This window comes from Dyella lutea (assembly GCF_024158035.1).
Classification (GTDB): domain Bacteria; phylum Pseudomonadota; class Gammaproteobacteria; order Xanthomonadales; family Rhodanobacteraceae; genus Dyella_A; species Dyella_A lutea.
Map to the genome: position 1 here is coordinate 134,685 of NZ_JAMZEK010000004.1, position 26,648 is coordinate 161,332.

The 26,648-nt window shown below is 69.4% G+C and carries 24 protein-coding genes; 14 read left to right on the forward strand and 10 right to left on the reverse strand.

What is annotated here, in order from left to right; genetic code table 11:
* The first annotated feature begins 207 nt into the window (after positions 1 to 207).
* The 5 genes from NC595_RS17265 to NC595_RS17285 all read left to right on the forward strand — a co-directional run bounded on the left by NC595_RS17265 (position 208) and on the right by NC595_RS17285 (position 6,877).
* A complete protein-coding gene (locus NC595_RS17265; protein WP_253568555.1) occupies positions 208 to 1,386 on the forward strand; it encodes an SPFH domain-containing protein in 1,179 nt (392 codons plus the stop codon).
* Positions 1,383 to 2,846 (forward strand): hypothetical protein, encoded by a 1,464-nt coding sequence (locus NC595_RS17270; protein WP_253568556.1) that lies wholly within the window; start codon positions 1,383 to 1,385, stop codon positions 2,844 to 2,846. Before NC595_RS17265 ends, NC595_RS17270 begins: the two co-directional genes overlap by 4 nt.
* Positions 2,847 to 2,964: 118 nt before the next feature.
* Positions 2,965 to 5,172, forward strand: coding sequence for an amylo-alpha-1,6-glucosidase (locus NC595_RS17275; protein ID WP_253568557.1), 2,208 nt, complete (start codon positions 2,965 to 2,967; stop codon positions 5,170 to 5,172).
* A gap of 20 nt (positions 5,173 to 5,192) precedes the next feature.
* Positions 5,193 to 6,398 carry a hypothetical protein gene (locus NC595_RS17280; protein WP_253568558.1) on the forward strand — a complete coding sequence of 402 codons (1,206 nt, stop codon included), beginning with the start codon at positions 5,193 to 5,195 and terminating at the stop codon, positions 6,396 to 6,398.
* A gap of 257 nt (positions 6,399 to 6,655) precedes the next feature.
* Positions 6,656 to 6,877, forward strand: coding sequence for a hypothetical protein (locus NC595_RS17285; protein WP_253568559.1), 222 nt, complete (start codon positions 6,656 to 6,658; stop codon positions 6,875 to 6,877).
* Between the two features lie 86 nt (positions 6,878 to 6,963).
* Here the strand turns inward: NC595_RS17285 and dbpA are convergent, their stop codons facing one another.
* The 5 genes from dbpA to NC595_RS17310 form a co-directional block, all read right to left on the reverse strand.
* A complete protein-coding gene (gene dbpA, locus NC595_RS17290) occupies positions 6,964 to 8,343 on the reverse strand; it encodes an ATP-dependent RNA helicase DbpA (RefSeq protein WP_253568560.1) in 1,380 nt (459 codons plus the stop codon).
* A 96-nt stretch (positions 8,344 to 8,439) separates the two neighbouring features.
* Positions 8,440 to 8,649, reverse strand: a complete 210-nt coding sequence (locus NC595_RS17295) for a cold-shock protein (protein WP_253568561.1) — start codon at positions 8,647 to 8,649, stop codon at positions 8,440 to 8,442.
* Between the two features lie 433 nt (positions 8,650 to 9,082).
* Positions 9,083 to 10,819 carry a hypothetical protein gene (locus NC595_RS17300; RefSeq protein ID WP_253568563.1) on the reverse strand — a complete coding sequence of 579 codons (1,737 nt, stop codon included), beginning with the start codon at positions 10,817 to 10,819 and terminating at the stop codon, positions 9,083 to 9,085.
* A gap of 182 nt (positions 10,820 to 11,001) precedes the next feature.
* Entirely contained in the window at positions 11,002 to 11,913 is a 912-nt protein-coding gene (locus NC595_RS17305; protein ID WP_253568564.1) for a diguanylate cyclase, read from the reverse strand.
* 119 nt (positions 11,914 to 12,032) lie between these two features.
* On the reverse strand, positions 12,033 to 12,392 hold the full coding sequence (locus NC595_RS17310; protein WP_253568913.1) for a DUF1428 domain-containing protein: 360 nt from the start codon (positions 12,390 to 12,392) through the stop codon (positions 12,033 to 12,035).
* A gap of 239 nt (positions 12,393 to 12,631) precedes the next feature.
* Here NC595_RS17310 and NC595_RS17315 point away from each other — a divergent pair, with 239 nt between their 5' ends.
* From NC595_RS17315 to NC595_RS17330, 4 genes are all read left to right on the forward strand, one after another.
* Complete coding sequence (locus tag NC595_RS17315; RefSeq protein ID WP_253568566.1) at positions 12,632 to 13,084, forward strand: hypothetical protein; 453 nt, start codon at positions 12,632 to 12,634, stop codon at positions 13,082 to 13,084.
* A gap of 123 nt (positions 13,085 to 13,207) precedes the next feature.
* Positions 13,208 to 13,345, forward strand: a complete 138-nt coding sequence (locus tag NC595_RS17320) for a hypothetical protein (RefSeq protein WP_253568567.1) — start codon at positions 13,208 to 13,210, stop codon at positions 13,343 to 13,345.
* 84 nt (positions 13,346 to 13,429) lie between these two features.
* On the forward strand, positions 13,430 to 13,753 hold the full coding sequence (locus tag NC595_RS17325; RefSeq protein ID WP_253568569.1) for a hypothetical protein: 324 nt from the start codon (positions 13,430 to 13,432) through the stop codon (positions 13,751 to 13,753).
* A 203-nt stretch (positions 13,754 to 13,956) separates the two neighbouring features.
* The gene (locus NC595_RS17330) at positions 13,957 to 14,331 is read left to right on the forward strand and encodes a carboxypeptidase-like regulatory domain-containing protein (RefSeq protein WP_253568570.1); all 375 of its coding nucleotides are present in this window, start codon (positions 13,957 to 13,959) and stop codon (positions 14,329 to 14,331) included.
* 91 nt (positions 14,332 to 14,422) lie between these two features.
* Here the strand turns inward: NC595_RS17330 and NC595_RS17335 are convergent, their stop codons facing one another.
* On the reverse strand, positions 14,423 to 15,163 hold the full coding sequence (locus NC595_RS17335; RefSeq protein WP_253568572.1) for a glutathione S-transferase family protein: 741 nt from the start codon (positions 15,161 to 15,163) through the stop codon (positions 14,423 to 14,425).
* 168 nt (positions 15,164 to 15,331) lie between these two features.
* On the opposite strand from NC595_RS17335, the gene NC595_RS17340 reads away from it, so the two are divergent.
* Positions 15,332 to 15,877, forward strand: coding sequence for a hypothetical protein (locus NC595_RS17340; protein WP_253568574.1), 546 nt, complete (start codon positions 15,332 to 15,334; stop codon positions 15,875 to 15,877).
* A gap of 6 nt (positions 15,878 to 15,883) precedes the next feature.
* Here NC595_RS17340 and NC595_RS17345 read toward each other — a convergent pair whose 3' ends face one another.
* Both NC595_RS17345 and NC595_RS17350 read right to left on the reverse strand, forming a co-directional pair.
* Positions 15,884 to 17,086: an ion channel gene (locus NC595_RS17345; RefSeq protein WP_253568575.1), complete on the reverse strand. Its 1,203-nt coding sequence runs from the start codon at positions 17,084 to 17,086 to the stop codon at positions 15,884 to 15,886.
* Positions 17,087 to 17,231: 145 nt separating this feature from the next.
* Complete coding sequence (locus NC595_RS17350) at positions 17,232 to 18,023, reverse strand: YiiX/YebB-like N1pC/P60 family cysteine hydrolase (RefSeq protein ID WP_253568576.1); 792 nt, start codon at positions 18,021 to 18,023, stop codon at positions 17,232 to 17,234.
* A 363-nt stretch (positions 18,024 to 18,386) separates the two neighbouring features.
* Between NC595_RS17350 and NC595_RS17355 the strand changes: the two genes are divergently transcribed.
* The 3 genes from NC595_RS17355 to NC595_RS17365 all read left to right on the forward strand — a co-directional run bounded on the left by NC595_RS17355 (position 18,387) and on the right by NC595_RS17365 (position 23,319).
* Entirely contained in the window at positions 18,387 to 19,961 is a 1,575-nt protein-coding gene (locus NC595_RS17355; RefSeq protein WP_253568578.1) for an ankyrin repeat domain-containing protein, read from the forward strand.
* A 76-nt stretch (positions 19,962 to 20,037) separates the two neighbouring features.
* Entirely contained in the window at positions 20,038 to 22,683 is a 2,646-nt protein-coding gene (locus tag NC595_RS17360; RefSeq protein ID WP_253568579.1) for a DUF3857 domain-containing protein, read from the forward strand.
* Positions 22,684 to 22,800: 117 nt separating this feature from the next.
* Positions 22,801 to 23,319: a hypothetical protein gene (locus NC595_RS17365; RefSeq protein ID WP_253568581.1), complete on the forward strand. Its 519-nt coding sequence runs from the start codon at positions 22,801 to 22,803 to the stop codon at positions 23,317 to 23,319.
* Position 23,320: 1 nt separating this feature from the next.
* Here NC595_RS17365 and NC595_RS17370 read toward each other — a convergent pair whose 3' ends face one another.
* Positions 23,321 to 24,742 (reverse strand): nitrilase-related carbon-nitrogen hydrolase, encoded by a 1,422-nt coding sequence (locus tag NC595_RS17370; RefSeq protein WP_253568582.1) that lies wholly within the window; start codon positions 24,740 to 24,742, stop codon positions 23,321 to 23,323.
* Complete coding sequence (locus NC595_RS17375) at positions 24,726 to 25,307, reverse strand: TetR/AcrR family transcriptional regulator (RefSeq protein ID WP_253568583.1); 582 nt, start codon at positions 25,305 to 25,307, stop codon at positions 24,726 to 24,728. Before NC595_RS17375 ends, NC595_RS17370 begins: the two co-directional genes overlap by 17 nt.
* A gap of 139 nt (positions 25,308 to 25,446) precedes the next feature.
* On the opposite strand from NC595_RS17375, the gene NC595_RS17380 reads away from it, so the two are divergent.
* Positions 25,447 to 26,574, forward strand: coding sequence for a hypothetical protein (locus NC595_RS17380; RefSeq protein ID WP_253568584.1), 1,128 nt, complete (start codon positions 25,447 to 25,449; stop codon positions 26,572 to 26,574).
* Positions 26,575 to 26,648: the final 74 nt, after the last annotated feature.

Below are 26,648 nucleotides of genomic sequence, written 5' to 3' on the forward strand. Positions count from 1 at the left end.
CCGGGGTCCGGCTCCGGTCCCGAGCCTGCCCGCTCGCTGCCATATCCGGTCTCCGGCCCGCCGTATCCCGGACCTGCCCGCCGCCGCGCTGCGAGGCCTACTGGGCGCGAGCCGACGGCACGCATGCGTCCAGCGACTCCGGCGCAGGACGCACGTCGGGCCAGCAGGCGGATCGATTCGACCGACACGACACAGGGAGGGAATGAGATGGCAGACCATTCGAACTGGTTCAGGGGCGCGGCGGCGCGCGTGCTCAATCGCAAGGTGCTGGTGCTGGCCCTGATCGCACTGGGCGGGTACGAGCTGTACCGGCATCCGCCGATCGAGACCATCGGGCCGCAGCAGGTCGGCATCCGTCTCAATGCATGGACCGGTTCGGTGACCGAGGTGGGCGAGGGCGTGTGCCTGATGATCCCGGGCATCCACAGCCTGCGCACGTTCCCGCTGCAGGATCAGATCTACCGCCCCGAGCGTAGTGCCAAGGCCAATGGCGCCGCGCCGTTCCAGTCCTCGGAGGGGTTGTCGATCGGCGTCGAGCTGGCGATCCGCTACGCGGTGGATCCGGCCACACTGCCGAAGGTGGCGAAATCCCTGCCGGACCACATCGGCCACGACCTGGTCGAGCCGCTGGTGCAGGGAGTGATCTACAAGGTGTTCACGCGCTACACCGTGCGCGAGATCTTCTCGACCAGGCGCCAGGAGATCCAGGGCGTGATCGAGAGCGAGCTCAAGCCGATGCTGGCGGCCGACGGCATCGTCCTGCGCAACGTGATGATGGGCAACGTCGACCTGCCGCCGGACTACCGCGACGGCATGAACAAGGTGCTGGCGACCGAACTGGAAACCGAGCAGATGCAGTACACGCTGGAACTGAAGGCCAAGCAGGTGCAGGAGTCCAAGCTGCAGGCCGAGGCCGAGAAGGCCCAACGCGATACCGCTGCCGAGGCGGCGGCCGACGAGCAGGTGATCGCGGCCAAGGGTCAGGAAGAGGCGATGAAGCATGTGCTGCCGTTCAAGCGCAAGCAGATCGAACAGCGCGAACTGGAAGCCGAAGCGGAGAGCGCCGCGCGCATCCGTGCCGCCAAAGGTGACGCCGAGGCACGGCGGATCGAGGCGGCCGGCGAGGCCGATTCACGACGCAAGCTGGCCGATGCCGATGCCTACCGCCTGGAGCAGATCGGCAAGGCCAACAGCGAGCAGCTCGAGCGCGACGGCGGCCTGATCGACAAGCACCCGCTGCTCATCCAGAAGACCTTGGCCGACAAGCTGTCGGACAAGATCTCGGTGATCATCGCGCCACCGCCGGCCACCGGCGGATTCATCGGCCAGGCGCTGATCGACGGTGCGCCGCGCAAGGCTGTCGCGGCCGCGGGCAACGCGCCATGAGGGCGCTGCCGTGGATGGCTCTGCTGCTGTGCGTGGGCCTGGCCCACGCGCAGTCCGCGCCGTCCGGATATCCGCTGGCGGTGGTCACCCGGGACGGCATTGCCCTCAGGGCCCAGGCGAGCGACTCATCCGCTCGGCATGCGCTGCTGTGGCAAGGCGAGAGCCTGGAGGTGCGCGGGCGCACGCTGGACTACCTGCAGGTATACGACCATCGCATCGAGCGCGCCGGCTTCGTGCGCGCGAGCCAGGTGCACCTGCTCCCCACGGGCGCCGACGACGCGCCGGCGCTGCTGTCGGTCGTGCGCTTCCTGCGCGACATGCCGGGCAGCGAGGCATTGGGCATCGCCTACACGGCGGCCTACCTGAAAGCCGCGCCGGGCAAGGCGATCGGTGCCGAGCCGTTCGATGCGCTGGGTGTAATGGCCGCGCGACTGGCGCGGCAGGCGTCGACGAACCGGGACAAGTCCGCCGAGCAACGCCTGTCCGGGCAGTTGGAGGTGGTGGCGGACTATGGCGTGGTGATCCACAGCATCGATCACGACGGCCGCATGACGCTGTGCTACGACGGCGAGGCCTTCCGGCGCGTTATGGCGCTGCCGGCCACGGCCATGCAGAAGGCCACCGCGGCGCTGGAGCTGACCGATCCGGGCTGCATCGACCCGGCGCTCACGCCGGTGCAACGGGACGCCCTGGACACCTGGCGCGCCGACCTGCTCGAACGCGTGCCGCACGACGGCCTGCCGCGCTATGTCCTGAATCGCCTGCACATGCGCATGGCGTCGGTATGGGCGCAGGTCGCCTTCGAGCGCTCGCGTCGCCAGAAGCCTGCCCGACCGGCCGCTTCGCGGGCACTGGATGAACTGGCCGCCGTCGATACCCACTCACTGGTCGAGCGCGATCGCGCCGCCTACAACGATGCGGCGATGCGCGTGGGTGCTTCGCGGTGGGCGGCCGAGCCGGCACTCGAGCCCGGCCCGGGGCTGCACGTCGTCACGGCGCCGGGGCGCCCCGGCGAGACCTGCATCAAGCTGGTCGATCGAAAGCATCCCGCGAGTTCGCCGCTGCTGCAGCGCTGCACCTACGGGACGGTCTGGGCGAGTTCGGCCCGTGCCAATCCACGTGGCACGGCGCTGGCGCTGGCGGTGCAACCGATGGCCAGCTGGTGCGAACTGTGGCTGTTCCACCGGGTCGGCCAGCAATGGGCGGTCGACGTGGTGCCGCCGGCGGATGACGATCCGCGGCTCGGCTACATCGAATTTGCCGGCTGGGTACCGGGAGGCCGCCTGATGCTGGCCGCGCGTGAGGCGCGGGTCGACGGGCGCTTCGTCCACCGCTTCGAGGTGCTCGACATGGACACCCTGATGGCCACCCGGCAGGCCGACAAGCCGTCTTCGCTGAGCCTGTTCTATCGCCACGAAGACGCGGTGTGGAAGAGCCAGACGGTGAGCCTGCGCGAATGAGGCGCAGATCCCTGGCCGTGATGGCGGGTCAGGGCGTTCCTGCCCCGGCCCGTATGAGCGGCTCCCCGGTCATGGCGGCAGCAGGCAGAATGATCCTCCGCAGCCACCGGAGGGGACGATGCCCAAGCGCAGTCTTGCCGTACTTCTGCTCGCCATGATCGGCCTGCCCGGATCGGCGATGCCGGCACTGGCCGGGGAGGCCGGCGCAGGCGAGCTGCCGGCATGGACAGTGCAGCAACCCCGCCACGACCGCTACCTCGCCGCGCATGGCCTGCGCGCCTTCGCCGGCGGCTACAGCGAGGACGGCCTGGAAGTATGGAGTTTTCCGCTGCAGATAGCCTCGGGCTACACCCTGGAATTCGTGCGGGGCGACGGCCGCGTGATCCGTGGCATCGACGTACTGGATTCGGCCCGCGTCGATCCCCTGGGTTTCGTGCGCGACTATCGCGGCGAAGGGTTCCATGTGTCCGAGCGGATCGAGACGCGCGGCATGCTGCCTGGCGTGCGGGTGCGCCTGCGCGTGGAGGGCGATCCGAAGCTGCGCGTGCGCGCTCGCTTCGAGCCCTCGCTCAACCTGATGTGGCCGGCAGGCATCGGGGGGCAGGAGTTCGGTTGGGACGCGTCGGCGCATGGATTGTTGTTCAAGGAACCCAGTCGGCATTTCGCCGCGCTGGTCGCGTCGCCCGAAGCCGACGCGCACAGCGAGCCGAACAACGATCGCCGCGGCAGCACCTTCGGGCGCCCGCTCTTCCTGGAGATGGATCCGACGGCATGCGGCGATGCCCGTTGCGCGACGCTGGTGTTCGCCGGACAGAGCGAAACCGGCGAGGAGGTCCACGCCACCGCATCGGCACTGCTGGCGGCCCCGGATGCGCCGCTGGCGTCGGATGTGGTGCGCTTCGACGACGCGCTGCACATGCGCATCACCACGCCGGATGCCGACGCCAACCGCGCGCTGCGCTGGGCGCAGGTCGCGCTGGAGCAGGCATGGAGCTGCAATGCCCGGCTGGGCTGCGGCGTGGTGGCCGGCTACGGTCCCTCGCATGGCGCGCGCCGGCCGCAGTATGCGTGGTACTTCGCCGGTGATGGGCTGGTCGCCACGCGGGCACTGGTGCAGGAGGGCGACTTCGAGCGGGCGTCCGAGGAACTTGCATTCATCCTGCGCTACCAGGATCCGGACAGCGGCATGCTGTGGCACGAGCTGTCGCAGAGCGCCGGATTCCTGCATTGGACGCGCGACTACCCGTTCATGTACGTGCATGTGGATATCGCGTTCGACTTCCTTCCGGTGCTGGCCGCATACGTACGGGCCAGCGGCGACGAGGCATTCCTTCGTCGGCACTGGCCGCAGGTGATGGCCACCTGGCGCTATTGCCTCTCGACCATCGACGCCGGCGATGGCCTGCCGCGGGTGCCCGCCGACAAGATGAGCGCCAACGAACAGGATCGGCTGACCGACGAGCTCACGCTCTCGGCGTCCTGGCTCGAGGCCGCCGACGCGATGGCATCGATGGCACGCTCGATGGGCGATCCGCGGCTGGCGCATGCGGCGGAGGCAGATCGCGATCGGGCGCGGGCGTCGATCCGCAAGCGCTACCGGGACGACGTGCATCAACGCTGGATCAGCGGCTTCCGGCACGATGGCAAGGCGGGCGAGCCCTTCAGCGGAGCGGATCTCGCGGCGATCGGCAGTGGCGCTGCCACTCCGGCGGAGGCGGCTGCGACGTTCGACCGGCTGGCGTCGTCGGATTACCTCACGACCTGGGGCCTTCGCAGCAAGCCGTCGAATGCTCCGGACTACGATCCGCAGGCCTACTCGCGCGGCAGTGTCTGGGGACTTGGCTCGGCGGCGGCGGCCGAGCAGATGTGGCGGGCGGGTCGCCCCCGGCAGGCGGCGGCGTTGTGGCTGCGGCTGGTGCCGTGGGCGGCGCAGGACGCGCCAGGGCACATGCACGAGGTGCAGTCGGGCGAAAGCTTCGAGCCGCAGCGCGAGTCGGTGCCGGAGCAGACCTGGTCGTCCGCGGCGTTTCTCTCGGCCGCCATCCGCGGCATGCTCGGCCTGCAGATCGACGCCTTGTCACACCGGCTGGTGTTTGCTCCCCAGCCGCCCCTGGCCTGGCAGAGCCTGTCGGTGCAGGGGGTGCGCGTGGGCGACCGCCTCGTCGACCTGGCATGGCGGCGGAAAGGCACAGCGGCTGTGCTGGAGGTGGACAACCATGGCGCGCCGTTCGAACTGGACTGGCGGCAGGCGGGTGCCGATGCCGCACATCCGCCCACACGCATGATTCCGTCGGGCCGCAGCCGCTGGCAGGTGCCGACCCGCTGAGCGCCCGGCGGCTGGCGCTGATGCCGCGGAAGGCGACGGGGTGCGGCGTGCGGGGAATGTTCATGCGCAGGACACGCGCGATCGACCACATTGCGAAGTTTGCAGCGAGCGGATCGATCATGGTTCTGGGTGGGGTGAAGCGGCCGGCTGTCGTGCGTCCTGGCGTGTTTGGCAGGCGCTTGCAGTACCTGATGGCGATGCTGGTTGCGCTGTTCGGCATCGCCAGTGTTGCCCACGCAAAAGGAAGCGAGCTACGCATCCGGGTGATCCGCGATCACCTCACGCTCGCCGTGGCCGGGCACCCGCAGGTCTATCTTTACGGTCGCATCGACTCCGGTGCCGCGAGGCGTTTCGAGCAACTGGTGCGTGCGGGGCGCATCTCGCCCGGTTCGGACGTCTATCTGAGCTCGAGCGAGGGCGATGTCGACACCGGCATGGCCCTGGGGCGGATGATCCGCAACGGCGGCATGGCCACCCACCTCGGCGGCCCGCGCAAGACCTGGCCGGGTGCTGGGCATAGCCGCGCGGCGACGTGCGTCGATGCCTGCGCCTATGCGTTCTTCGGCGGACTGTACCGTTGGGCGCCGAGTGGCAGCGACCGCCTCGGTTTCACCCGTGCGGAGGCGGGCAGTCCGCGATTCCATGCCTACCTGCGATCGATGCGGATCGACTCATCCGGTCTCCTGGCCAGGGGCGACTCGGCTTCCGCTGCGATGGCCTGGCTCGATGCGGCCGGGCTCGAGAATACCGGCGCGGTGAACAACGGCCGGTTGCCGCCCACGGCGACGTACGACATCGCCTCGCCGACGCCCTCGATCGATCTGCGCCAGGTGGACCGCAAGGGCGAGCACCGGCTCACCGTCACCTGCCGCCCCGGTCGCACCGAAGTGGCCGCGTACGAGGAAGTGGGCTCACGGCGCGCACGACGGATCGTGGAGCGGGGGGCGCGCTCGTACCTGCAGCTGGATGGTCGCACCGTGTTGCCGTCGAACGACGGTGTCAGTGCGGAGGGCGACACGCTGGTGATCCGCCGCGACTACCCGCCGTCCGGGCTGGTCGATCTGCTGTTTGCCGGTTCCATCGGGGCCTGGGTCGATGGTCGCAGTGCCGCATTCCGTGACGGCTTCGCGATTCATCCGTGGGGCGTCTACGCCAAGCTCAAAGTGTTCTACCACGCGTGCTGGAATGCGGCGCCCTGGTCGCCACGGGAGAGGAAGTCTTCGTAAGCCGGGGCGGCTGTCTGGTCATCCGCATCGCCGATGGCGGCGAAGACGCGCTTGGCCGCTGATTCGGGACCGATGGCCGGGCGTGTATAGTCATCGGATCGCCGTATCGGTCCGATGCGGTCCCGATGCGCCGAAAGTGCATCACCGGTTGCCCGCATCCACGGCGACCCTCGCGTGCCTGGCGAAAGCCGATCGCGCACCCGCCCTCGAGCGTTCCTCTCGGGATCTCCCATCCACACGCCGAACCGGACGCCAGGATGAAGTCACCCGCCAAACCCCTGTCCCTCGCGGACGTCCATTCCGTTTACGCCAGCTCGCCCGTTGCCAAGCCGAAGGCCAGGCGCGACAAGGAGGCTGCGAGCCCTGCGACGCTCAGCTACTCCCGCTCGGACCACTTCAAACGCGATCCGGGTCATCCCGGCATGCAGCCGGAGAAGCCGGATCCCACGGGCAAAGGTTCGGCGCCGCGCAAGCGTTGAGCGGCCCGGGCGCGCCCGTCCGCGCTGGCGCCTGCAGGCGGGTCGACGCCGGCGAGCGTGCTGGCCCGATTCGCCGGCCAGGGCGTTCAGCCCAGCGTGCGCACCCGGAAGTTGCGACCCTTGATGCGGCCGCTGCGCAGGCGCTCCAGCGCCAGGTTCGCCTGCGCGCGGGCAATGGCGACGTACGCGCGGGTGGCGAACACATCGATCTTGCCGATGTCGGCGGCCGACAGGCCGGCTTCGCCGGTCAGTGCGCCGAGAATGTCGCCGGGGCGCAGTTTGTCCTGGCGGCCCGCGTCGATCACGAGGGTCTTCATGGGGGCCAGGTGCAGGGTCTTGCCTCGCGGCGGAGCCAGCTTGAGCGGCCGCCAGGGCAGCGGCCCGCCGAGGGCCTGCTCGATGTTCCCCGCCTTGGAGCGTTCGCGCGGCGTGCAGAGCGTCACGGCAATACCGTTCTGTCCGGCGCGTCCGGTGCGGCCGATGCGGTGGGTGTGCGTGTCCGGGTCGTGGGCGATGTCGTAGCTGATCACCTGCGGTAGCCCCGCGATGTCCAGTCCGCGAGCAGCGACGTCGGTGGCCACCAGCACGCTGCAGCTGTGGTTGGCGAAACGCACCAGCACCTCGTCGCGGTCGCGCTGTTCCATGTCGCCATGCAGGGCGAGCGCGGAGAAGCCGCGGCGGTCCAGCTCCTGCGCCACCGCGTCGACGTCCTTGCGCATGTTGCAGAACACCAGCGCGTGCTGGCCGCGGTCAGCGGCCAGCAGCTGGGCCAGCGCGTCGATCTTGTGCGCCGGTTCCACCTCGATGAACTGCTGCTCGATAGTGGGCACAGCTTCGACCGGCGTTTCCACCGTGACCTCCACCGGTGCGGTCTGCAGCCGTCGGCTGGCCGCGCGGATCGCCTCAGGGTAGGTGGCGGAGAACAGCAGCGTCTGATGATGCCTGGCGATGCGCCCCACGATATCGTCGATGGCGTCGCCGAAGCCCATGTCGAGCATGCGATCGGCCTCGTCCAGCACCAGCACCCTGATGCCGCCGCCGTGCAGGCTGCCGCGCTTGAGGTGCTCCTGCACGCGACCCGGCGTGCCGACGACGATATGCGGGTCGTGGGTGAGCGAGGCCAGCTGGGGGCCGAGCGGCATGCCACCGCACAGGGTCAGCAGCTTCACATTGGGCATGGCCGCGGCGAGCCGGCGGATCGCCTTGCTGACCTGGTCGGCCAGTTCGCGGGTAGGACACAGCACCAGCGCCTGCAGCCGGATCGTGTCGGTGTCCAGCGCCTGCAGCAGGCCGAGACCGAACGCGGCGGTCTTGCCACTGCCGGTGCGTGCCTGGGCGATCACGTCGCGGCCGGCCAGGATCGGCGGCAGGCTCTGCGCCTGCACCGGGGTCATCGCGGCATAGCTGTGCGTGTCCAGGCTGGCGAGCAGGGCGGGCTTGAGCGGGAGCGTGCGGAAGTCGGTCATGGCCATCGGTGTATGCGTGGGCCGGGCCGGGGCCTGGCGAAAAGGCAAAAAAAAGCCCGGCGCGAGGCCGGGCTTTTCCTCAGTCGGCGGATGCCGTCAGAGCGGCTGCACCTGGTCGGCCTGCAGGCCCTTCGGGCCCTGGGTCACGACGAACTGCACCTTCTGGCCTTCCTGCAGGCTCTTGAAGCCCGAGGACACGATCGAGCGGAAGTGCACGAACACGTCGTCGCCGCTCTCACGGCTGATGAAGCCAAAGCCCTTGGCATCGTTGAACCACTTGACGGTACCGGTTTCGGTCTGAGCCATCGTTGTATCTCCTTGGAACGGATGAAAGCCGCATGGCGCGGCGAGGAGCTGGTCACAAGGAGGAAACGGGTACAACGGTGTAGGTGTAACTGCTCACTACAGCATCGGGCCACAGTTCGCGTGACCCTTGAAACTCAGCCAGCGCACAGTAGTGGGTGGCGGGCCGCTTGGCAAATGCTTTGTGAACGACGGGTTCACACGAACCGTGCGTTTCCCGGTTGAAACCGGCCTGGCGCTGGGCGCCGTCTGCCATCCGGGCCAGGCTTCGTGCCATCCCCCCGTCGGCGTCGCGCCACGATTTCGGGGCGCGCGGAACAGGCAGACGAGGGCGCGGTCCCGAGGAGCCGGGCAAGCTGGAAGGCTACGTCGCCCGCGGACGATGGGATGATGTCCGATCGACGAGCCCCGCCGCGGCGGGGCCCCGTAGGGACTCTCAGAAGCGCATGCGGGTGAGGTAGATGCCGGCCCAGCCAGCCTCCTCGTTGGCCATCGAGGCGTTGATCACCAACTGGTCGCCGCGGAAGCCGTCGCGCTCGATGCCAAGGGTGGTGATCGGCAATGCCTCGCCGGTGGCCGGGTCGACCGCCTGCGGATCGAGCACGGTGCCGGGCATGCCGGTGATGACTGCGGCGCGCAACAGGCTGAATACCGGGCCGCTGCTCAGGTAGATGCCATCCACCGCATTGACGTAGGCGCCGTTCTCCAGCGTGCCGGTGCTGGCCTTGAAGGCGACATGGAACAGTCCCTTGGCGGCCAGTCCGCGATTGCCGAGCCGTGACACCGCTATGAACGAGGCTGAGCGCCAGCGTGCAAGCTCGCCGTCTTCCTCGCTCGAGTCGCCGGGCGCCTTGCCGGAAAAGTTCCAGTACAGGAAGGTGCTGAAGATATTCGGCGACTTGGCGATCGCCCAGGTGCGGCCCCTTGCGACGTCGTGCACGAACATGCCCTGGTGTACCGGGATCTGCACGGTATGGCCGCCCGGATACAGCTGGTGGCAGTAGGCGATCAGGTTCGCGTTGCCGTCCTGCGGGCACTGCAGCGTCAACGGTTGGGTTTCGGCGCCCCAGGCTCCCCAGAACGCCACCATCCGGCCATCGAACGAGAGGCCTTCGCCAAGCTGGGTGAAGTGCGCCGATGGACGCTCGCCGGGCACCTGGTCGCCGATCTTCACCAGCGCGCGCAGTGCCGGCTGCGGGGCGCCGATCGGTGCCAGGTAGATGCCGCCGACGGTCGGCTGCTCCTCGTTGTCCAGGCCGAGGAACACGACCTTGCCCTCGGCCGCGCTGGGCGGGGCGGTCGAGCCGAAATGGATGCTGGTGCCGGGGATGTAGCTGTCGGAGCTGGCGATCAGCACTACCGGCTGGGTACCGCTGCCGGGCGACAGCGAGGGCCCGCCGGCCATCGGGAACGGCGCGTTCATCAGTTGGCGGTAGTAGACGCCGGTCTTGCTGACAGTGCCGACGGTGTAGTTGCCCTTGAAAACGATGATGTCGTGGTTGGTGATCGCCGGTGCGCCCGGCACGATGTCGAACGCGGTACCGGGTTCGCCGGGCACATGGAAGAACGGGAAGGCCGCCACGCTGCCGAGGCGGCTCTCGCCGGTGACCAGGTCGCCGAACGGGTTGGCGTACACGCCGTTGGTGCCCACCTGCTCGACCACCTCGCCGGCGTCGTTCGTCACCTGCCAGACCGGCGGGTGGATGCCGCGCGTGACGATCGTCGGCCAGTTCGCATCGATGCGCGGAAACGCCGGCGTTTCCTGGAAGTCCGTGTTGCGATTGGACGGCTGCGGGACCGCCGTGTCGCGATCGATGATGCGCACGATCGGTTCATTCCTGCCGCCCATGTCGCGAGTGTAGACGCCCTGCTGAGGCTCTCCCAGCCCGCCGCCACCCTTGCTGCGCGCACGGAACACGACCAGCCCGGAGGTGTTCACCGAAGGCTGGTTGAAGCTGTTGAACACCCGGCAGGACGGCGAGGGGATGGCGACATAGGGAGCGCAGGTGGCGGAGGGAATCAGGCTGCCGTTGTTCGCCACGGTGCGCCACGTGGCATCGATGGGCGAGGCACCCCAGGCGAGACAGGGTACGAGCAGGGCGAGGGGCAGGGCACAGCGCAGCAGATGGCTGGTTGCCGCGCGGCCGTGTGGGAGTGCAGCTGGCGTACGCATGGAGTGCCTCCGGAATCGGTGAAAAACGCCACATTGGCAAGCCGATTCTCTGAGGCGCGGCCCTCGCCGACTTGATTGCAATCAATGTCCGGTGCAGCGTCGAAAGTCGCAGCCGGGCAGGCTATCTGGGCGTCGTTTCGTGCCTTCTGGGGCACCAGGCATGCAGTCGCGAGGGCATGCGCCTACGACGAGGCCATGGCGTCGACCCACACGCGCGTGCAGTTGCGTCCGGCACGCTTGGCTTCGTACATGGCCTTGTCCGCATGGGCGATGGCCTGTTCCACGACCAGGCCCGGCTCCATCCGGGCGATGCCGAACGACATGGTGACGTGGATCGCGGCGTGCCCATCCAGGGGGATTGGCAGTGCGGCCACGCTCTCGCGCAGGCGTTCGGCCAGCGCATGGCCGGTGGCCAGGTCGGTATCCGGCAGGCTGAGCAGGAACTCCTCGCCGCCATAGCGGAACAGCTTGTCGTAGGGACGCAGCTGCTTCATCAGTTGCCGGGCAGAGGCGGCCAGCACGCGGTCGCCGGCCGGATGTCCCCAGGTATCGTTGACGCGCTTGAAGTGGTCGATGTCGATCATCACCACGCAGCACGACTGCAGCGCCCGGTCCACCCGCGCCTGCTGCTCGCGCAGGACGCCGAGCATGCCGATCCGGTTGCCGGCGCCGGTGAGCTCGTCGAGGCTGTAAAGCGCGTTTTCCAGGTCGCGTCGCAGGGTGAAGATTTCCAGCCGCAGGTTCTCCAGCTCGCGGGCGAACGCATCGAAGTCGGTGACCGACACGGATTGCCCGTTGCCGAGTGAGCCCAGCAGCTTCGCCGCCAGCCCGTGCATGCGCTCGTGCTGCTCCTCGATCGCCGCGAATCCGGGATGCCGATGCAGAACGGCGGGCGCATCCTCGTAGTACCAGCGTCCGAACGGGCAACGGTGATGTGCGTCCGGAGCGACGTCGTCGGGCTCCCCGGGCAGGTCGCATACAAGGGTACGGATGACGGCGTCATACCACTGGTTATGACGCTGCAGCGCCAGGTCGAGCTGCTGCAGGGCGGACTGGATGGAGGCGCGCTCGGCGTTGATGGTTCGTCTCCGCAACGATGACCGCCTCGGCAGACCGGCGGTATCCGGGTGATGTTGTCGGCACCCTCCTGGCGGAGCTGAAGCCCCGGTCGTTGGGCGTCCTCCCGTTGCGGCGCATCCGGCGCCGGAGCCGGTCATCCTCCAGGCAGGCTAACCACCGGCGCGAAGCCCCCGAAGATCATGCGCTTGCCGTCGAACGGCATGTCGCCGCCGGCGGTCACCCGGAGATCGTTCATGAACTTCGCCATGCCGGAGTCACGCGTCGCCTTGTCGGGCCACTCGATCCAGGAGAACACCACGGCCTCGTCGTCCCGGGCCTGCACCGCGCGATGGAAGTCGGTGAGCTTGCCGTGCGGAACATCGTCGGCCCAGCATTCCATGACGCGCAAGGCGCCGTACTCCAGGATGATCGCGTCGAACGTCCCCGCGTGCCGGATGAACGCATCGCGCTGGGCGACCGGAACGGCGATCAGGAATCCATCGATGTAGGACATGGTGTTCTCCGTGGCGGCGCGGCGGATTGCCTGCCCCAGGACGACGGGCGCGCTGGCCGGAATTCGACATGGGTCGGAGGGCGCGTGGGCGAGGTTGGCGGCGGGATGCGACATACTGGCCAGGCAGCCGTGTGCGCGCCGTGGAGGGACGGGCGATGATGACGGGGTCGACAGGGTACGGCTGGACGGTCTTGCGCGGGGGCGCCGCTGTCGGGCTGCTCGCAGGGCCCTGGGTGGCGATGCGATTCACCGCGGAAGTGAACTGGAGTCCCGGCGATTTCGTGGTGTTCGGTGCGATGCTTGCGTGCGTCTGCGGTACCTGGGAGTTCGTTGCGCGTCGCAGGTGCGATGGCGCCTATCGCGGAGCGGTTGGCATGGCGCTGGCAACGACGTTTCTGGCGCTGTGGATCGATCTCGCCGTGGGCATCGCCGGTCCCCCTGGCGCGCTAGCGAACCGGGTGTTCCTGGCCGTGCTCGGGCTGGGCGTCGTCGCAGCGGTCCTCGCGCGCGGTCGGGCCGCTGGCATGATGCGCATGATGCTCGTCATGGCGCTGGCGCAGACGGGCGTTGGCCTGGCGGGATGGGTGGTGGCTGCCAGCCCTGGGCCGGTGGTCGGCCTCTCGCTCGTCTTTGTCGGACTCTGGTTGATCTCTGCCGGGCTGTTTGCCAGGGCCGCGCGGGCGCAGCACTGAGCAGACCGGCCAGCGGGCTACTCGGCGCGCACCCGATAGGTCTCGGTCAGCGAGGAGGCCGCGCCAGGCCATGGCCAGTGCGGACTGGGCGATCGGCACCATGCCCTTGGCCAGTGCCGTTTCGTGGATGCGGTCGGCCTCCTGCATGCCTACGTCACGGGAAAGATCGCCCGGATGATGGAAGATCTTCCCGACGTCGTCTGCGCGGCCGTGCTGAATGCCGTGGGGCCGGTGCTGCGATTCAACGGCCGGCGGGTCTGAGCCGGGTGCGGACGTCAGGGAACGATGCCGGCCGGTATCGGTCGAAGGCGCCTTGAGGAGGATGGACAGATGCAACGGCGAAGCATGATTCGATGGAGCCTGCTGCTGGCGGTGGTGCTGCTGGTGGCGGGCGGGGCGGCTTTCGGCGGCCACTGGCTGGCGGGAGACCTGGCCAGGGCGGAGGCGTTCCGCTCGATCCCTCCCGGTCCCGACGGCATTGCCTGGATCGCCTGTCGCGGCACCCTCGCGGCACAGGCGCCAGGCACGGCGTCGGACGATCCGCAGGGGCTCTGCCAGCGCGTTGCCGAGCGGGTTTGTCACGGGCCGGCGACCTACCTCGACCTCGGCGCCGGCGAACCCCAGGCCAATCGGTTCCGCGAGCGCTTCCGCTGCGCAAGGCACGGCTGATCGGACGGCGCACGACTCGTGGGATGGGCCATGACCTGTGGCCCTTTTCGTGACCTTTGGCGCATCGGGGGCGGGCCGGGGCGCGGTTAGCCTGCGCCGGCCGTCAGTGCGCATGCGGACGGCGCGCGTCGCGGGCACATCGCCAAACCCCTGGTGGCCCGCGCGCATCCATCTCCCCCGATGCCACAAGGAAACAGATCACCATGAACAAGACCCACGCCAATCCGGCGCGCCTCGCTCGCGGCGCGCGCCTCGTCGTGGTCGCTGCCCTCGGTCTCGTCGCTTCCGCTGCCGCTTTCGGGCAATCCACCACCGGCTCGGTGTTCGGCTACGCACCGCCGGGCGACGTGGTGGCTGCACACAGCACCACCAATGGCAACCAGCGCAAGGTGCATGTCCAAGCCGATGGCCGCTATGCGCTGCGCTCGCTGCCGGCCGGCGTCTACAACGTGACGCTGGAAGAGAATGGCAAGGCCGTGCTGACCCACCTGAAGGTGCCGGTCGTGGTCGGTCGTGGCAGCAAGGTCGACTTCGACTGCACGCGGGGCGATTGCGCGAAGGCGGCCGACCGCTCCTGAACCGCCCGGCACCAGGCGTCGGAAGAGCGTCGCCGGATCACGGTGTTGCCGACAGCCCGACGCCCCTGGCGTCGGGTTTTTTTTTGGCCGATCAGGCCGGTGCCAGCTGCGTGCGGTCCACCCATGCATGCCGTGGGAAGTACTGCCGCATCATCCGCTCGACATAGTCCGCCAGGTTGGGGCGGACTTCCATGGCGCGTCGCAGGGGCGTGTCGAAGAACGGTGTGGAAACGCCGGCCAGCATCGCGAAGGCGGTGGCGTCGACGCCAGACGATGCGTCGCCCATCAGATGCCTGCGGTCGCCGAGCAGCCGTGCCAGCGCGTCGATCGAGCGCTCACCGAGCGCGGCGATCTGCCCGGGGGCGTGGCGACCGATGCCCTGGGCGCGCAGGTCCGCCTGCTTGCGATCCTGCAGCAGGCGGCGCATCTGTTCGCGCTCGACCTCCGTCGCGCCGCTGGCGAACTGCGAGGGACCCTTGGCGAAGTTGCCCGGGTCGATCCAGCGGAACCAGACCAGCGCGAAATACAGGTGGTCCTCCAGCAGCCGCTCGATCGCCCACGCTTCCGCACGCTGGCGTGCATCCAGGCCGGCGTCGAGATCGACGCCGTACCTGCGCTCGATGTGCGCGCGGATGAAGGTGGAGTCGCTGATCGTCTCCCCGCCGTCCACCAGGTAAGGCAGCTTGCCGTTCGGCGCCTGCGGGGGAGTCGACGCGACTTTGTCATAGGCGAGCCCGGCCATCTGCAGCTGCACCTCGGTCTTCATCACGAACGGGCTGGAGTCGGGCAGGCCGAAAGCGGGTCGGGTGGCGTACAGCGTGATGTTGGACAAGGCCTTGGTTCCCTGGCGGAAGAGGCGCCATCTTCGAGGTGCCCTGCTGACAGCGTCGTGTCAGCAGCCACCGTCCGAGGCAGATTGGGCGGCGCCTGGGCCGCAACGGCCGGGCCGCTTCCGTCGCCTGCTTCCTGGACTGACAGGTAACCCACCTCGGCCATCGCGATGCTTCGAAGTCCTGCCGCCTGTGGCCTGCAGTGGATGGCCGCGGCGGCGTCATCCTCCGCCACGGCCCAGGCCGCGCTGCCGGCCACGCCGGCGCCGGCCGCCCGCGTCTCGGATGTGTCCTCGCCGGACGCCATCGTGGCCGCGGTCTACGACGTCATCTCCGGTCCCGGGGCCCGGAAGCGCGACTGGAATCGCCTGCGCTCGCTGTTCGTTCCGGGAGCGCGCGTCGTGCACACGGGCAAGGATGGCGTGAACACCGCCCGCGTCATGGGCGTGGAGGATTACATCCAGGCGGCCGGTCCGTTCCTCGAGGGTGAGGGGTTCTTCGAGCGCGAGGTGCATCGCGTGGTCGACCGCTACGGCGACATCGCGCAGGCGTTCAGTATCTACGAGTCGCGCCATGCGACATCCGATGCGAAGCCGTTCCAGCGCGGCATCAACAGCTTCCAGCTGATGTGCGACGGCCGTCGCTTGTGGGTGGTGACGATCTATCGGCGGGGCGAGCGGCCGGACCGGCCGATTCCGAAGCGCTTCGGCGGCTGACGCGTGTCAGACGGGCGTCTCCGGCGTCTGGAACACGCGATGCAGCACGAAGTCGGCGTTGATCTCCTCGCCGGTCATCAGCATCGCCACCAGTTCGCCACCGAGGATCTGCGGGGCGATCAGCACATCCGGCTGGGCCAGCTTCACGCGGCCGAGGTAGCCGGCGTTGTTGACCGCCGCCACCGTGCGTACGCCCTTGGCGATCTCGCGTACGGCGAGCACCACGAAGGCGTTGTCCGAATCGTTGTCCAGCATCGCCATCACCGCCTGTGCCTTGTCCGCACCCGCCTGGTGCAGCACGTCGCCGTCGCTGGGATCGCCGTACACGGCATCCACGTCGGCCGGCAGGGCGGTATCCGGCGCGCGTCGCAGCAGGCGCGTGACGGGCTGGCCGCGGCGGCTGAGTTCGCGCCAGGTGTTGACCGCCAGCGGCGTGTCGCCGACCACGACGAAATGGTTCTCGCGTTTCATGCGGCGTCCCTTGTGATTGACGATGCGTTGCAGGCTGCGGCTGACCATCGGCGCCACCACCGCGGTCAGCGAGGTGGCGAATACCGCCACGCCAAGCACGATGATCGACACCGTGAACAGGCGCGCGTCGGCGGTCTGCGGGGTGATGTCGCCGTAGCCCACCGTGCTCATGGTGACCACGGCGAAGTACAGCGCGGTGGGCAGGTCGGCGATCTGCGGCCGGAAGGCGCTGCCCTGGTAGTAGGCGCCGAAGGTGGCGTAGAGCAGCAGCATCGCCACCGAGGTCAGGGCGAACAGCGTGCCCGAGGTCAGGCTGGAGTGATCGAAGCGCCGCCAGGCCGACAGCAGCAACAGCGGCAACACCGCGAAGTAGACGAGGGCGCGGAGCCCGTGCGGTGCCGGCCCGACCGCCACGCTGGTCAGCGCGGTCACGCTGAGCAGCAGCGCCAGGGTCCATGCCAGCCGCGAGCGCATCAGCAGCCCCAGCGCCGACAGCAGCATGCCTGTGCCGATCAGCAGCGGCGGCAGCGATCCGGGCGGAAGGTCGTGCCGCCCCTGCACGAGGTCGTCGAGCACGGTGTGCAGCGAGCCCGCGGGCAGGACCTGCAACAGCCAGCGGCTGCCCAATGCCAGCAGAACCGCCAGCGGCCACTGCGGAAACCAGCGGTCGGCCCGGGCGACCGCCGCCCAGGCGAGCAGGCGCTGGCGAAGGCGTTGCGTGGTGAAGGGTCGCAGCATCGGGGTCGGCAGTCACGGAGCGGGGTGGACGAACGTTACGGCCTGCGCCCGCCGAATAGAACTCCGACGGGTCCCCTGCCGTGTCGACTCCGCTGCCCGACACCCGCTTCCGGCCGGCGCCGGCGCCCGCCGAGGCGAGGGCGGCTCAATCCTCGCCGTCGTCCCGGGGCAGCTGTTCCGGCTCGGCCCAGCGCAGCTGGTGGATGTCGAACTGCTGCTCCAGCAGCGGCTTGACGATCAGGAAGTAGGGCGAGATGTCGAAGTCGCGCGGAGCGAACAGCCGCGAGTTGCGGATGTGCAGGATCTCGCGCCGCGCCTGCCTTGCGCCCTTGCGTCGGCGGTCGGCCCGTTCGACCAGGGGCAGGATCGGGTAGCGCACGCTATGGAAGGCATCGGCGATCAGCGACGAGCAGATCGCCCGGGTCGGGTCGCCGCTGCCCAGCGCCAGCAGCCGCCGGCGCAGGTGGCCGGGAATCGGCGGGGTGGGCATCAGGTAGCGCAGCAGGTCGATGATGTTCTTCACGTCGTACTGCTGGCCGAGTCGCCGCCGGGCGTGTTCGATCACGGTCGCCAACTCCTCCCGGGAGAGGCCGACCGGTCGGCAGATGCGGGTGTGCACACCCTGGTAGCTGTGCAGCGGGACGGCGCGCACGCCATCGGTCACGTCGGCTTCGATGAGCACGTGCGGCCCCAGCTCGGGCCGCTCCGACAGCAGGGTGTCGCCGACGTACAGCGCCGCATGCGACCAGCTTGACTGGGTGAGGTATTTCACCGCTGTGCTGAAGCGGCTGCTGCCCTCCACCAGCAGCACGTCGCCCTTGCGCAGCGAGAACTGGAGCAGCCGGAAGCCGGACGTGCTGAAGTGCATTTCCACCGGGCGCGGCTTGGCGAGGAAATCCGCCAGGCGGCGGCCGAGCCAGTCCAGGGGATGGAACACGCCGTCGTTCTCCTGCTGTGGGGCGTCGGCAGCTTAGCCGGTTCCGCGGGATCCGGTGCTCGCCCCGGTGCATCGCTCTTGCGGCACATCCCGCGGCTGGCCAGGGGCATGCCCGGTGCAGCGACCGTTCCGGTGCTTGCCGGGCCGGGCCGGGCGATGGCGCGGAAGGGGCTGTCGTCGTGGACGCTCCGCCGGTTTCGTCTTGACCTCGCGTGGCACCGGGCCGATCATCGCGAGGCGCTTCGGGGCGCCCGCGGGTCCGCGCGAAGGACGGAGTCCACCCTGGTCGAACACCGGTGACGGCATCTCGTCTCCGTGCTGGCCAGCCTGCGGACCGCCGGCCTCTGCATGGAGGATTCCGCAATGCCCCACCGCACCCTTCCGCAACATCCCGACATCGGGCAGCTCAAGCGTCAGGCGAAGGAATTGAAGCGCGCCGCCGGCGACGGCGATGTCGCGGCCCTGGCGCGTTTCCGCCAGCTGCCCGCCTACGCCGGCTGGTCCGACGACGCCCTGCGCAACGAACCGCTCGCCCTGCACGACGCGCAATCGGTGCTCGCGCGCGAGCACGGCTTTCCCTCGTGGAAGGCCTTGGCCGAGCACGTGGAAGAAGCAAGCCTGCGCCACGATGACATTCCCACGGCCTTCGTCGAGGCCGCTACCGACGGGCGCACCGATCGCGCGCGGCGGCTGCTGGAGCGCCACCGGCAGCTGCCCGCGGCGAGCTTTCACGCCGCGCTCGTCATGGGCGATGCACCGCGGGTGCTGGCGCGCCTTGCGGAGCAGCCGGCGCTCGCCACGCAGGCCGGCGGTCCGCGCGGCTGGCAGCCCCTGCACTACGTCTGCCACACCTCGTTGGGGCGCAGCGGGCTGGCCGATGCCGCCGGACTGGTCGCCATCGCCCGGCAACTGCTGGCGATGGGGGCCGATGCCCGGCTGCGTTTCCCCTGGGTGCACCACGGCGTCCAGCGGGCCGTGCTGTGGGGTGCGATGCTGGTGACCGAATCGCTGGCGCTGGCCGAGGTGCTGTTCGCCGCCGGCGCCGATCCTAACGACGGCGTCACCCTGCCCATCCTCGCCAGCGGCGGCGACCTCGCCAGGCTGGACTTCCTGCACGCACACGGCGCCTCGGCCAACCAGCCCTGGGCTACCGATGGTTCGGCGACGCTGTACGCGATCCTGCAGTGGTCGAACGCCATCGACGGCGTGCGCTGGCTGCTCGAACACGGTGCCGATGCCGACCCGGTGTTCGCGACCAATGGCGAGAGCCCGCTGCATGTGGCGGCACGCCGCGGCGATGTCGCGCTGGTCGCCTTGCTGGCGGCGCATGGTGCGGACCTCACGCGCCGTCGCGCCGATGGCCGCACGCCGTACGCGATCGCTGCATTGAACGGGAACGACGCAGTGGCCGGCTGGCTTGCCGCGCACGGGGCCGGCGACGTGCTGGCGCCGGTGGATCGGCTGGTGGCCAGCGCCGCCCGCGGCGATCGGGCCGCCGTCGACGCCATGCTCGCGGAAGAGCCGACGCTGCGCGGGGCGATCCGGGCCGACCACTATGCCGCGCTCTACCGGGCTGCCGAGGAGGGGCACGTTGCGGCGATCGAGGCCCTGCTGGCGTGCGGACTGGACGTGGACCGCGGCGACGAGGAGATCGGCAAGACCGCGCTGCACTGCGCGGCGATGCGCGGGCAACCCGACGCCACGCGCGCCTTGCTCGCCCATGGCGCCTCAACCGCAGTGCGCGATCATGAATTCCACGCCCAGCCGCTGGTCTGGGCGGCGGAAGGCAGCCGCATGGCCGAGGGGCACGGCGGTGAGCATGCCGTGGTCGGGCGGCTGCTGCTCGATGCCGGCTCGCCGGTAGACTGGCAGTCGGACGAGCAGCCGGGCGATGCGATCGTGGAGATCCTCGACGAGTGGCAGCGGATGCGCCGTTAGCGGTGCCGCGCGGCGTTCCGGCCGGTGCGATTCCGGGTAGCATCGGGCGGACGGTTGGGGGACCAGGAGCAGGGCATTGGATAGGGAAGACGTGCGCCCCGGACGGGGTGCCGACGCAGTGGGCGGGTGGTTGCAGCGGTGCCTGCTGGTGCTGGTGGCGTTTCTGCCGATGGCTGGCCATGCCGCGGACTACACGACCGGCCCACTGCCCGGATGGGTGGTGCCGGTCGCTCCGGGGAAGGCTGATGGGGCGAAGCTGGGGCAGGGCAGCGATGGCGTGGCCTTCCTGCTCACCGATACGCAGATCCTGGCCGACCGGCACGACCGGGAGCGCTATCACCGGGTGGTCAGCGAAGCGCTCGATGCGCACGGGGTGGAGGCGATCGCCAACATCCAGATCCCATTCGATCCGTCCTACCAGAAGCTGGTGCTGCATTCGCTGGACGTGATCCGCCATGGCCGGGTGATCTCCCAGCTGCACACGGCGAAGATGCGGGTGATCCAGCGCGAGGCGGGGCTGGAGGAGCGCATCTACGACGGCACGCGCACGCTGGCGATCTTTCTCGACGACGTGCGTCCGGGCGACGTGGTCGACTACTCCTACGTCATGAGCGGTCGCAATCCGGTGTTCGGCGGGCGCGACTTCGGCACCTACGAATTGCAGTTCGGCCTGCCGGTGGCCCGCGTCCATGCGCGCCTGCTGGTGCCGGTCGGTGCATCGCTGAAACTGGCGAGCCGGCACACCGCGATGAAGCCGCGCGTGACGGTGCATGACGGCCTGCGCGACTACACCTGGGACGTGGTCGATCCACCGGTGCTGACGGTCGAGGCGGGCGCGCCGGCGTGGTATTCCCCGTTCGCCCAGGTTTCATGGAGCCAGTTCGACGACTGGGGGCAGGTGGTGGACTGGGCGCTGCCTTTGTATCGCACGCCGGACACGCTCGACGCCGCGCTGCAGGCGCAGGTCGATCGCATCGCCCGAACCGAGTCGACGCCCGCCGGGCGCATGCTCGCCGCCTTGCGGCTGGTGCAGGGCGAGGTGCGCTACCTCGGCGTGGAGATCGGGCCGAACTCGCACGCGCCCAATCCGCCGACGCAGGTGTATGCGCGCCGTTTCGGTGACTGCAAGGACAAGACCCTGCTGACCGTGACGCTGCTGCGTCACCTGGGCATCGATGCCTGGCCGGCCCTGGTCAACACCGACCTGCAGCGGGGCGTGGCGGACCAGTTGCCCAGTCCCGGCGTGTTCGACCACGTGCTGGTGCTGGCACGCGTCGACGGCAAGGACTGGTGGATCGATCCGACCCGCAACACCCAGATGGCCGACCTGGCTCACCTGTCGCAGGATCACTTCGACCTGGCGCTGGTGGTGGCCCCCGGCGGCCGGGCGCTCACCGCGATGAAGCGGGCGGCGCCGGACGCCTCTCGGCGCGAGCTGCATGCCACCTACGACGCCAGCCACGGCTTCGACACCCCGGTGCGCTTCACCATGAAGACGGTGGCCAGCGGCGACGTCGGCGAGGCCCTGCGCAACGCCTTCGCCAGCAACAGCCTGGCCGAGCTGCAGAAGAATTTCCTGAATTTCTACGCCGGCTACTATCCGCACATCGGGGAGGCTGGCGCGCTGGCAATGCGCGACGACCCCACGGCCAACCGCGTGACCGTCGACGAGAACTACATGATCCACGCGATGTCCGCACCGGCCGATGACGGCAGGGGACGCGTGGCCCTGCTGCATTTTCCCGAGCTCGCCCGGGCGATGAATGCACCCGACACGCCGATCCGCACGGCTCCCCTGCAGGTCTCCTATCCGCTGGATCTCAGCCAGCAGACCGAGGTGCTCCTGCCCAATGCCTGGCCGGTGAAGACCATGACCACCCGGGTGGACGACCCGGCGTTCCGCTTCGAGCGCTCGATCCGCCGCGACGGGCTGCGGCTGCTGATCACCGATCACTTCCAGTCGCTGACGGACGAGGTGCCGGCTGCGCAGATGCCGCGTTACCTCGACGACCTGGCGCGTGCGCGCAAGGTGCTGGCGTTCCGCTTCTGGTGGAATCCGGCGCTCCAGCCCGGCGCCGCGCGCGGCTCGTGGATCGACCACATGAACTGGCTGATGGCCCTGCTGGCCGTCGGCATGGCTGCCGGCTGGGCCTGGCTGGCGGCGCGGGTGTATCGCTACGACCCCGAACCGGCACCGGCGGGCGACCGTCGCCTGGCCGGCTTTGCCGGCTGGCTGGTGGTGCTGGGGCTGGTGCTCGGGTTCCGCCTGGTCATGGCCACTGCGGCGTTGTGGCATATGGGCGGCGCGCTGGCGATCGAGCGCTGGACGGCACTGACCACCTTCGGCGCTCCCACGTACAACGCGCTTTGGGCGCCGCTGCTGCTGTTCGAACTGGCCGGCAATCTCGGTGGATGGGTGTTCACGCTGCTGGTACTGGCGCTGTTCCTGAAGCGGCGCAGCAGCTTCCCCAGGGTGGCCATGCTGGTGCTGGTGTCGGGTGTCCTGCTGCAATGCGTGGACCTGGCGCTGTCCGCGCAGATGCCTACGCTCAAGGCGACCGAGAAGGACATTGCCACGATCGTTCGCGCAGTGATCGGCGTGAGCTTGTGGAGCGCCTACCTGATCCGCTCGCAGCGCGTGAAGGCAACCTTCGTCGTTCGCCACCGCACGGTGGAACCTCCCGAACTGCCGGACATGGCCGATCCGGCGGTGGCCGGATGAGCGGCTCCGTCACGTTCGCGAAGCAGTCCTCCTGCGGAGTCGCCCGTGCCTCCTGATCGCGGCTCGCCGCCGCCGCTGCCATTACGGCCATCGGCACCACTGGCGGGAGGTTGGTATGTGCTGGCCGGCGCCTCGTTCATCCCGTTGCTGGGCGTGCCGGTGGGGCTTGCGGCCATCCTGGTCGGGCTGGCCTCGCGCCGTCCGGGCGGACGCCGGGTGGCATGGATCGGCGCGGCGGGGATCGCGTTCAGCGTCTTGCTGTATGGCGGCCTGTTCTATTTCGGTTTCGTGCAGCGCGGCGGGGTCTACGATCATCTGCGCGCACGGTTGGCGCAGGCGGAGCTGAATGACCTGGTACCCCGGATCGAGTTCTACCGGCTGCAACACGGCCGTTATCCGGAAGATCTGGATGCCTTGCGGGGTGAGGGCGGTGGGCTGAATCCGGTGATGATCATGGATCCCTCGACGGTGTCGCCGCGTGCGTTCTTCTACCGTCGTGTCGGCGACCGGCACTACTACCTGCGCGGACTGGGGCCGGACGGCGAGCCGTTTACCGCGGACGATCTCGTGCCGACCCTGGCGCCGACCAGTGGGTCAAACATCGGCCTGCTGCTCGATCCGCCGCGGCCACGGTGACTCAGGCGCCGCGGGCAGGCCGCAGGGCTCGCCAGAGCAGCGCGAGCAGACCCGCCAGGTTGAGCCAGGCGAACAGGTCGCCCCAGCGGCTGTAGGGGGTGCGCGTATGGCGCAGCGGCAGGTCGCCGACCAGTTCGGCATCGTGGTGCTCGCTGGATGCCTCGGCGACCACGCGGCCGCGATCGTCGCTGAGCGTGAGCCGGCCCGAACGGGCGGCACGGGCCACCGCGAAACCACCCTCCACGCCGCGTAGGATCGCCATGCGGCCGTGCAGCCAGCCGTCGACGCTGAAGTCCCACGCTGGCACCAGCAGCAGTTGCGCACCCAGCGCGGCATAGGCCTGGCCGATGTCGTGGAAATCCATGTCCTTGCAGATCGCCAGGCCGATGCGCGGCGAACCATCGAGCATCCGATAGGTGCTGCCCGGGCGATAGCGGGCTTCGAAGCCGGGAATCAGGTGGTGCTTGCTGTAGGTGGCCGGGGAGGCATTGTCCGGCTGGAACACCATGGCCATGTTGCGTTCGCCGCCGGCCTCGCCCTGGTATTCCACGCCCACGTCCAGCTGCAGTCGATCCTGTCGGGCCTGCTGGGCGAACGCCGGGATGTCTGCGTCGGCGGTGGCGAACGAAGTCTCCGGGATCACGACCGCGCGTGCGCCTTGTCCGGCCAGTCGGGCGATGACGGCCTGGTAGCGGGCGAGCAGGTCCTGCCCCTGGGGGCTGGCCAGCGGCGGCCGGATCGGCGTCTCCAGCGAGGCCAGTCCGATCCGCAGGGATTCCTCGGCCGGCGCCTGCAGCCGGTACGCGCCGTAGCCGAGCGCGGGCAGCAGGATGGCGACGCACAGCGTCCCCGCCTGCAGGCGCCCGCGGCGCGGGGCATCCGAAGCCAGCACCGCGAGTGTGGCCGGCAGCAGCAGCACGAGGAAGCCGATGCCCCACACGCCGGCCAGCGCCGCTACCTGGATCACCGGCAGCGCGTTCATCTGGGTGTAGCCGATGGCGCCGAACGTGCCGTGCGGCGACAGCAGGCTGTTGAGGTAGCCGATGGTCGTCCAGGTGACCGGTACGGCAAGCGTGGCAGCCAGTGCCCGACCGCGCAGCAGCAGTCGCCGGTGCAGCAGCACCACGAGAGCGAACAACACGGCCGGCAGCAGGATCACGTACACGATCACCGACAGCGGCAGTCCGATGTAATCGTGCAGGTAGCGCCACTGGTTGAGCCCACCCGCGGCAACAGCGACCAGCGCGGCGAGTGCCGCACGCCAGCGTCGGGTGCGCGGCGCGAGCCAGAGCAGCGGCAGGGGCGCCAACCAGGTCAGCCACCACAGCGGGTGCAGGCCGCTGCCGAACCACCACAGCAGGGCCGAGGTCGCCGTGGCGGCGATGATCGTGGCGGCTTCGCGGACATCAGGCTTTGAGGCCATCGAGCAGTCTCCGGATCGATGCGAGGTAGAAGGCGCGGAACTGCTTCGCGTCGTAGCTGAAGCGGCCCGCCCGATACAGCGCGATCAGGCCATGCGCATGCGCCCACAGCGTCATCGCCACGTCCCAGGGATCGTCGTCGCGCCACACCCCGTCGCGCATGCCTTCGGCGAGCAGGTCGGCCACCACGTTGAGGGTCGGCGAGCGGCGCGCGCGGAAATCTTCGGGAAAGCGCCGCGCGTCGTCGCGCTGCACCGAGAACGCGTGATCGAACAGGTGGGGATGCTGCAACGCGTAGTCGAGGTAGTCCTCCTGGGTCGCCAGCAGCCGGGCGACCGGGTCGCGCCGGCGGCGCTGGCTGCGCCAGGTGCTGGCCGCGCTCTGGAAGCTCTCCTCGGAGATCCGCTTGAGCAGGGCATCGCGATTCGGGAAATGGCGGTACAGCGCCATCGGCGTGATGCCGACCGCTTCGGCGATGCGGCGCATGGTGACGGCACCGGGACCCTCACGGTCGAACAGTTCGTGGGCGGCCAGGAGGATCGCTTCGGCGGTGTTCCGGCGGGTCATGTATACATCGTATACATTTTCGGCACGATCGCAAACCGCGAAGCCGCGAAAGGGAGGTGTCGTGCGGATTGACCCCGGTCAGGCGCCCGTCGCATCGACCGACCTAAACTGGACAGCAGGATCGGTCGGAGATGGCGTGATGACGCAGCAATCTTCCGTGACGGTGCGCAACGGCGAGCTGGTGGCCTTGCGGCTGTTCGATATCGCCTATGCGATCGACCTGAGTCGGGCCGAGGCTGCGTGGCTGGCCCGGGCCGGCGCGGAAGGGCGGCGCAGCCGGTTGCTCACCGCGCCACCCAAGGCGGTGGCTTTCGACGTGCCGCCGCTGGAACTGACGCTGGAGCCGTTGACCCTCGTGCTGGACGGCGTCGAGGTCACCGCCCGCGTCCGCGTGCGGCTGTACGACTTCGGTGTCGCCGCCTTCGCCGTGCGCGTTGCGTTGGCCGACGCGCCATGGCCGGCGTTCGCCGCGCGCTTCAACGCGCTGGACCGCGCGGTCGGGCCGGCCGCGCCGGATACCTTGTGGACGACGCTGCGCCAGCATGTGGTCGAAGCCATCGCCCCGGCGCTGGACCGGCCGGCCGTCGACGCCTCGTTGCAGGAGGACTACCTGCTCGGCGTGGTGCAGGCCTTCGACGCGCCGCTGGATGCGGCCACGCTGCGCGAACGGGTCGACCTGGCGGCGTTGCTGTCGGGCGAGTCGCGCCCGCTGTCCGAGGGAGCCCGCCGCGAACTGCTGGCGCACGGTTATTCCTACTACACGGACGACCTGGTCCTGCTCACCTGGGACCGCGCCTTCGTCTACGAACCCCGCGGCGACTCGGACGTGGCCGACGTGCTCGAGGTAGCGAACGCCCAGCTGGTCGAGTTCCGCTACTACGACACGCTGCTCGACAACGAGCTGCCCCGGATGTACGCGCGGGTGCAGGAGGCGCGTGGCACCGGCTCGCTGCTGGCGGCGCGCCGCTTCGCGCATCTTGCGCGCGGGCTGTACATGCTGGTGGCCGAGGCGACCGAGCTCACCGAGAAGGTGGACAACGCGCTGCAGGTCACCGAGGACGTCTACCTGGCGCGCGTCTACAGCGCCGCACTCGGCCTGTTCCGCGTGCCCGCGCTCAGCGCGTCGGTCGACCGCAAGCTGGCGATCATCCGCGACACCTACGCCGCGTTGTACGAGGAGGCCTCGAGCCGGCGATCGGAGTGGCTGGAAATCGCCATCGTGCTGTTGATCGTGCTGGAGGTCGTGTTGTCGCTGCTGCGCCACTAGCCGGATGGATCGTGCCGAACGGCCCGTGCCCCGGCGCCGGTGCCGGGGCACAATGGTCGACTGTTTCCGACCGA

What these genes read in the sequence shown, in the direction of transcription:
- NC595_RS17265 (WP_253568555.1), top strand. Translation starts at nt 208, where the DNA reads ATGGCAGACCATTCGAACTGGTTCAGGGGCGCGGCGGCGCGCGTGCTC.
- NC595_RS17270 (WP_253568556.1), top strand. Translation starts at nt 1,383, where the DNA reads ATGAGGGCGCTGCCGTGGATGGCTCTGCTGCTGTGCGTGGGCCTGGCC.
- NC595_RS17275 (WP_253568557.1), top strand. Translation starts at nt 2,965, where the DNA reads ATGCCCAAGCGCAGTCTTGCCGTACTTCTGCTCGCCATGATCGGCCTG.
- NC595_RS17280 (WP_253568558.1), top strand. Translation starts at nt 5,193, where the DNA reads ATGCCGCGGAAGGCGACGGGGTGCGGCGTGCGGGGAATGTTCATGCGC.
- NC595_RS17285 (WP_253568559.1), top strand. Translation starts at nt 6,656, where the DNA reads ATGAAGTCACCCGCCAAACCCCTGTCCCTCGCGGACGTCCATTCCGTT.
- dbpA (WP_253568560.1), bottom strand. Translation starts at nt 8,343, where the DNA reads ATGACCGACTTCCGCACGCTCCCGCTCAAGCCCGCCCTGCTCGCCAGC.
- NC595_RS17295 (WP_253568561.1), bottom strand. Translation starts at nt 8,649, where the DNA reads ATGGCTCAGACCGAAACCGGTACCGTCAAGTGGTTCAACGATGCCAAG.
- NC595_RS17300 (WP_253568563.1), bottom strand. Translation starts at nt 10,819, where the DNA reads ATGCGTACGCCAGCTGCACTCCCACACGGCCGCGCGGCAACCAGCCAT.
- NC595_RS17310 (WP_253568913.1), bottom strand. Translation starts at nt 12,392, where the DNA reads ATGTCCTACATCGATGGATTCCTGATCGCCGTTCCGGTCGCCCAGCGC.
- NC595_RS17315 (WP_253568566.1), top strand. Translation starts at nt 12,632, where the DNA reads ATGCGATTCACCGCGGAAGTGAACTGGAGTCCCGGCGATTTCGTGGTG.
- NC595_RS17325 (WP_253568569.1), top strand. Translation starts at nt 13,430, where the DNA reads ATGATTCGATGGAGCCTGCTGCTGGCGGTGGTGCTGCTGGTGGCGGGC.
- NC595_RS17330 (WP_253568570.1), top strand. Translation starts at nt 13,957, where the DNA reads ATGAACAAGACCCACGCCAATCCGGCGCGCCTCGCTCGCGGCGCGCGC.
- NC595_RS17340 (WP_253568574.1), top strand. Translation starts at nt 15,332, where the DNA reads ATGCTTCGAAGTCCTGCCGCCTGTGGCCTGCAGTGGATGGCCGCGGCG.
- NC595_RS17345 (WP_253568575.1), bottom strand. Translation starts at nt 17,086, where the DNA reads ATGCTGCGACCCTTCACCACGCAACGCCTTCGCCAGCGCCTGCTCGCC.
- NC595_RS17355 (WP_253568578.1), top strand. Translation starts at nt 18,387, where the DNA reads ATGCCCCACCGCACCCTTCCGCAACATCCCGACATCGGGCAGCTCAAG.
- NC595_RS17370 (WP_253568582.1), bottom strand. Translation starts at nt 24,742, where the DNA reads ATGGCCTCAAAGCCTGATGTCCGCGAAGCCGCCACGATCATCGCCGCC.
- NC595_RS17375 (WP_253568583.1), bottom strand. Translation starts at nt 25,307, where the DNA reads ATGACCCGCCGGAACACCGCCGAAGCGATCCTCCTGGCCGCCCACGAA.
- NC595_RS17380 (WP_253568584.1), top strand. Translation starts at nt 25,447, where the DNA reads ATGACGCAGCAATCTTCCGTGACGGTGCGCAACGGCGAGCTGGTGGCC.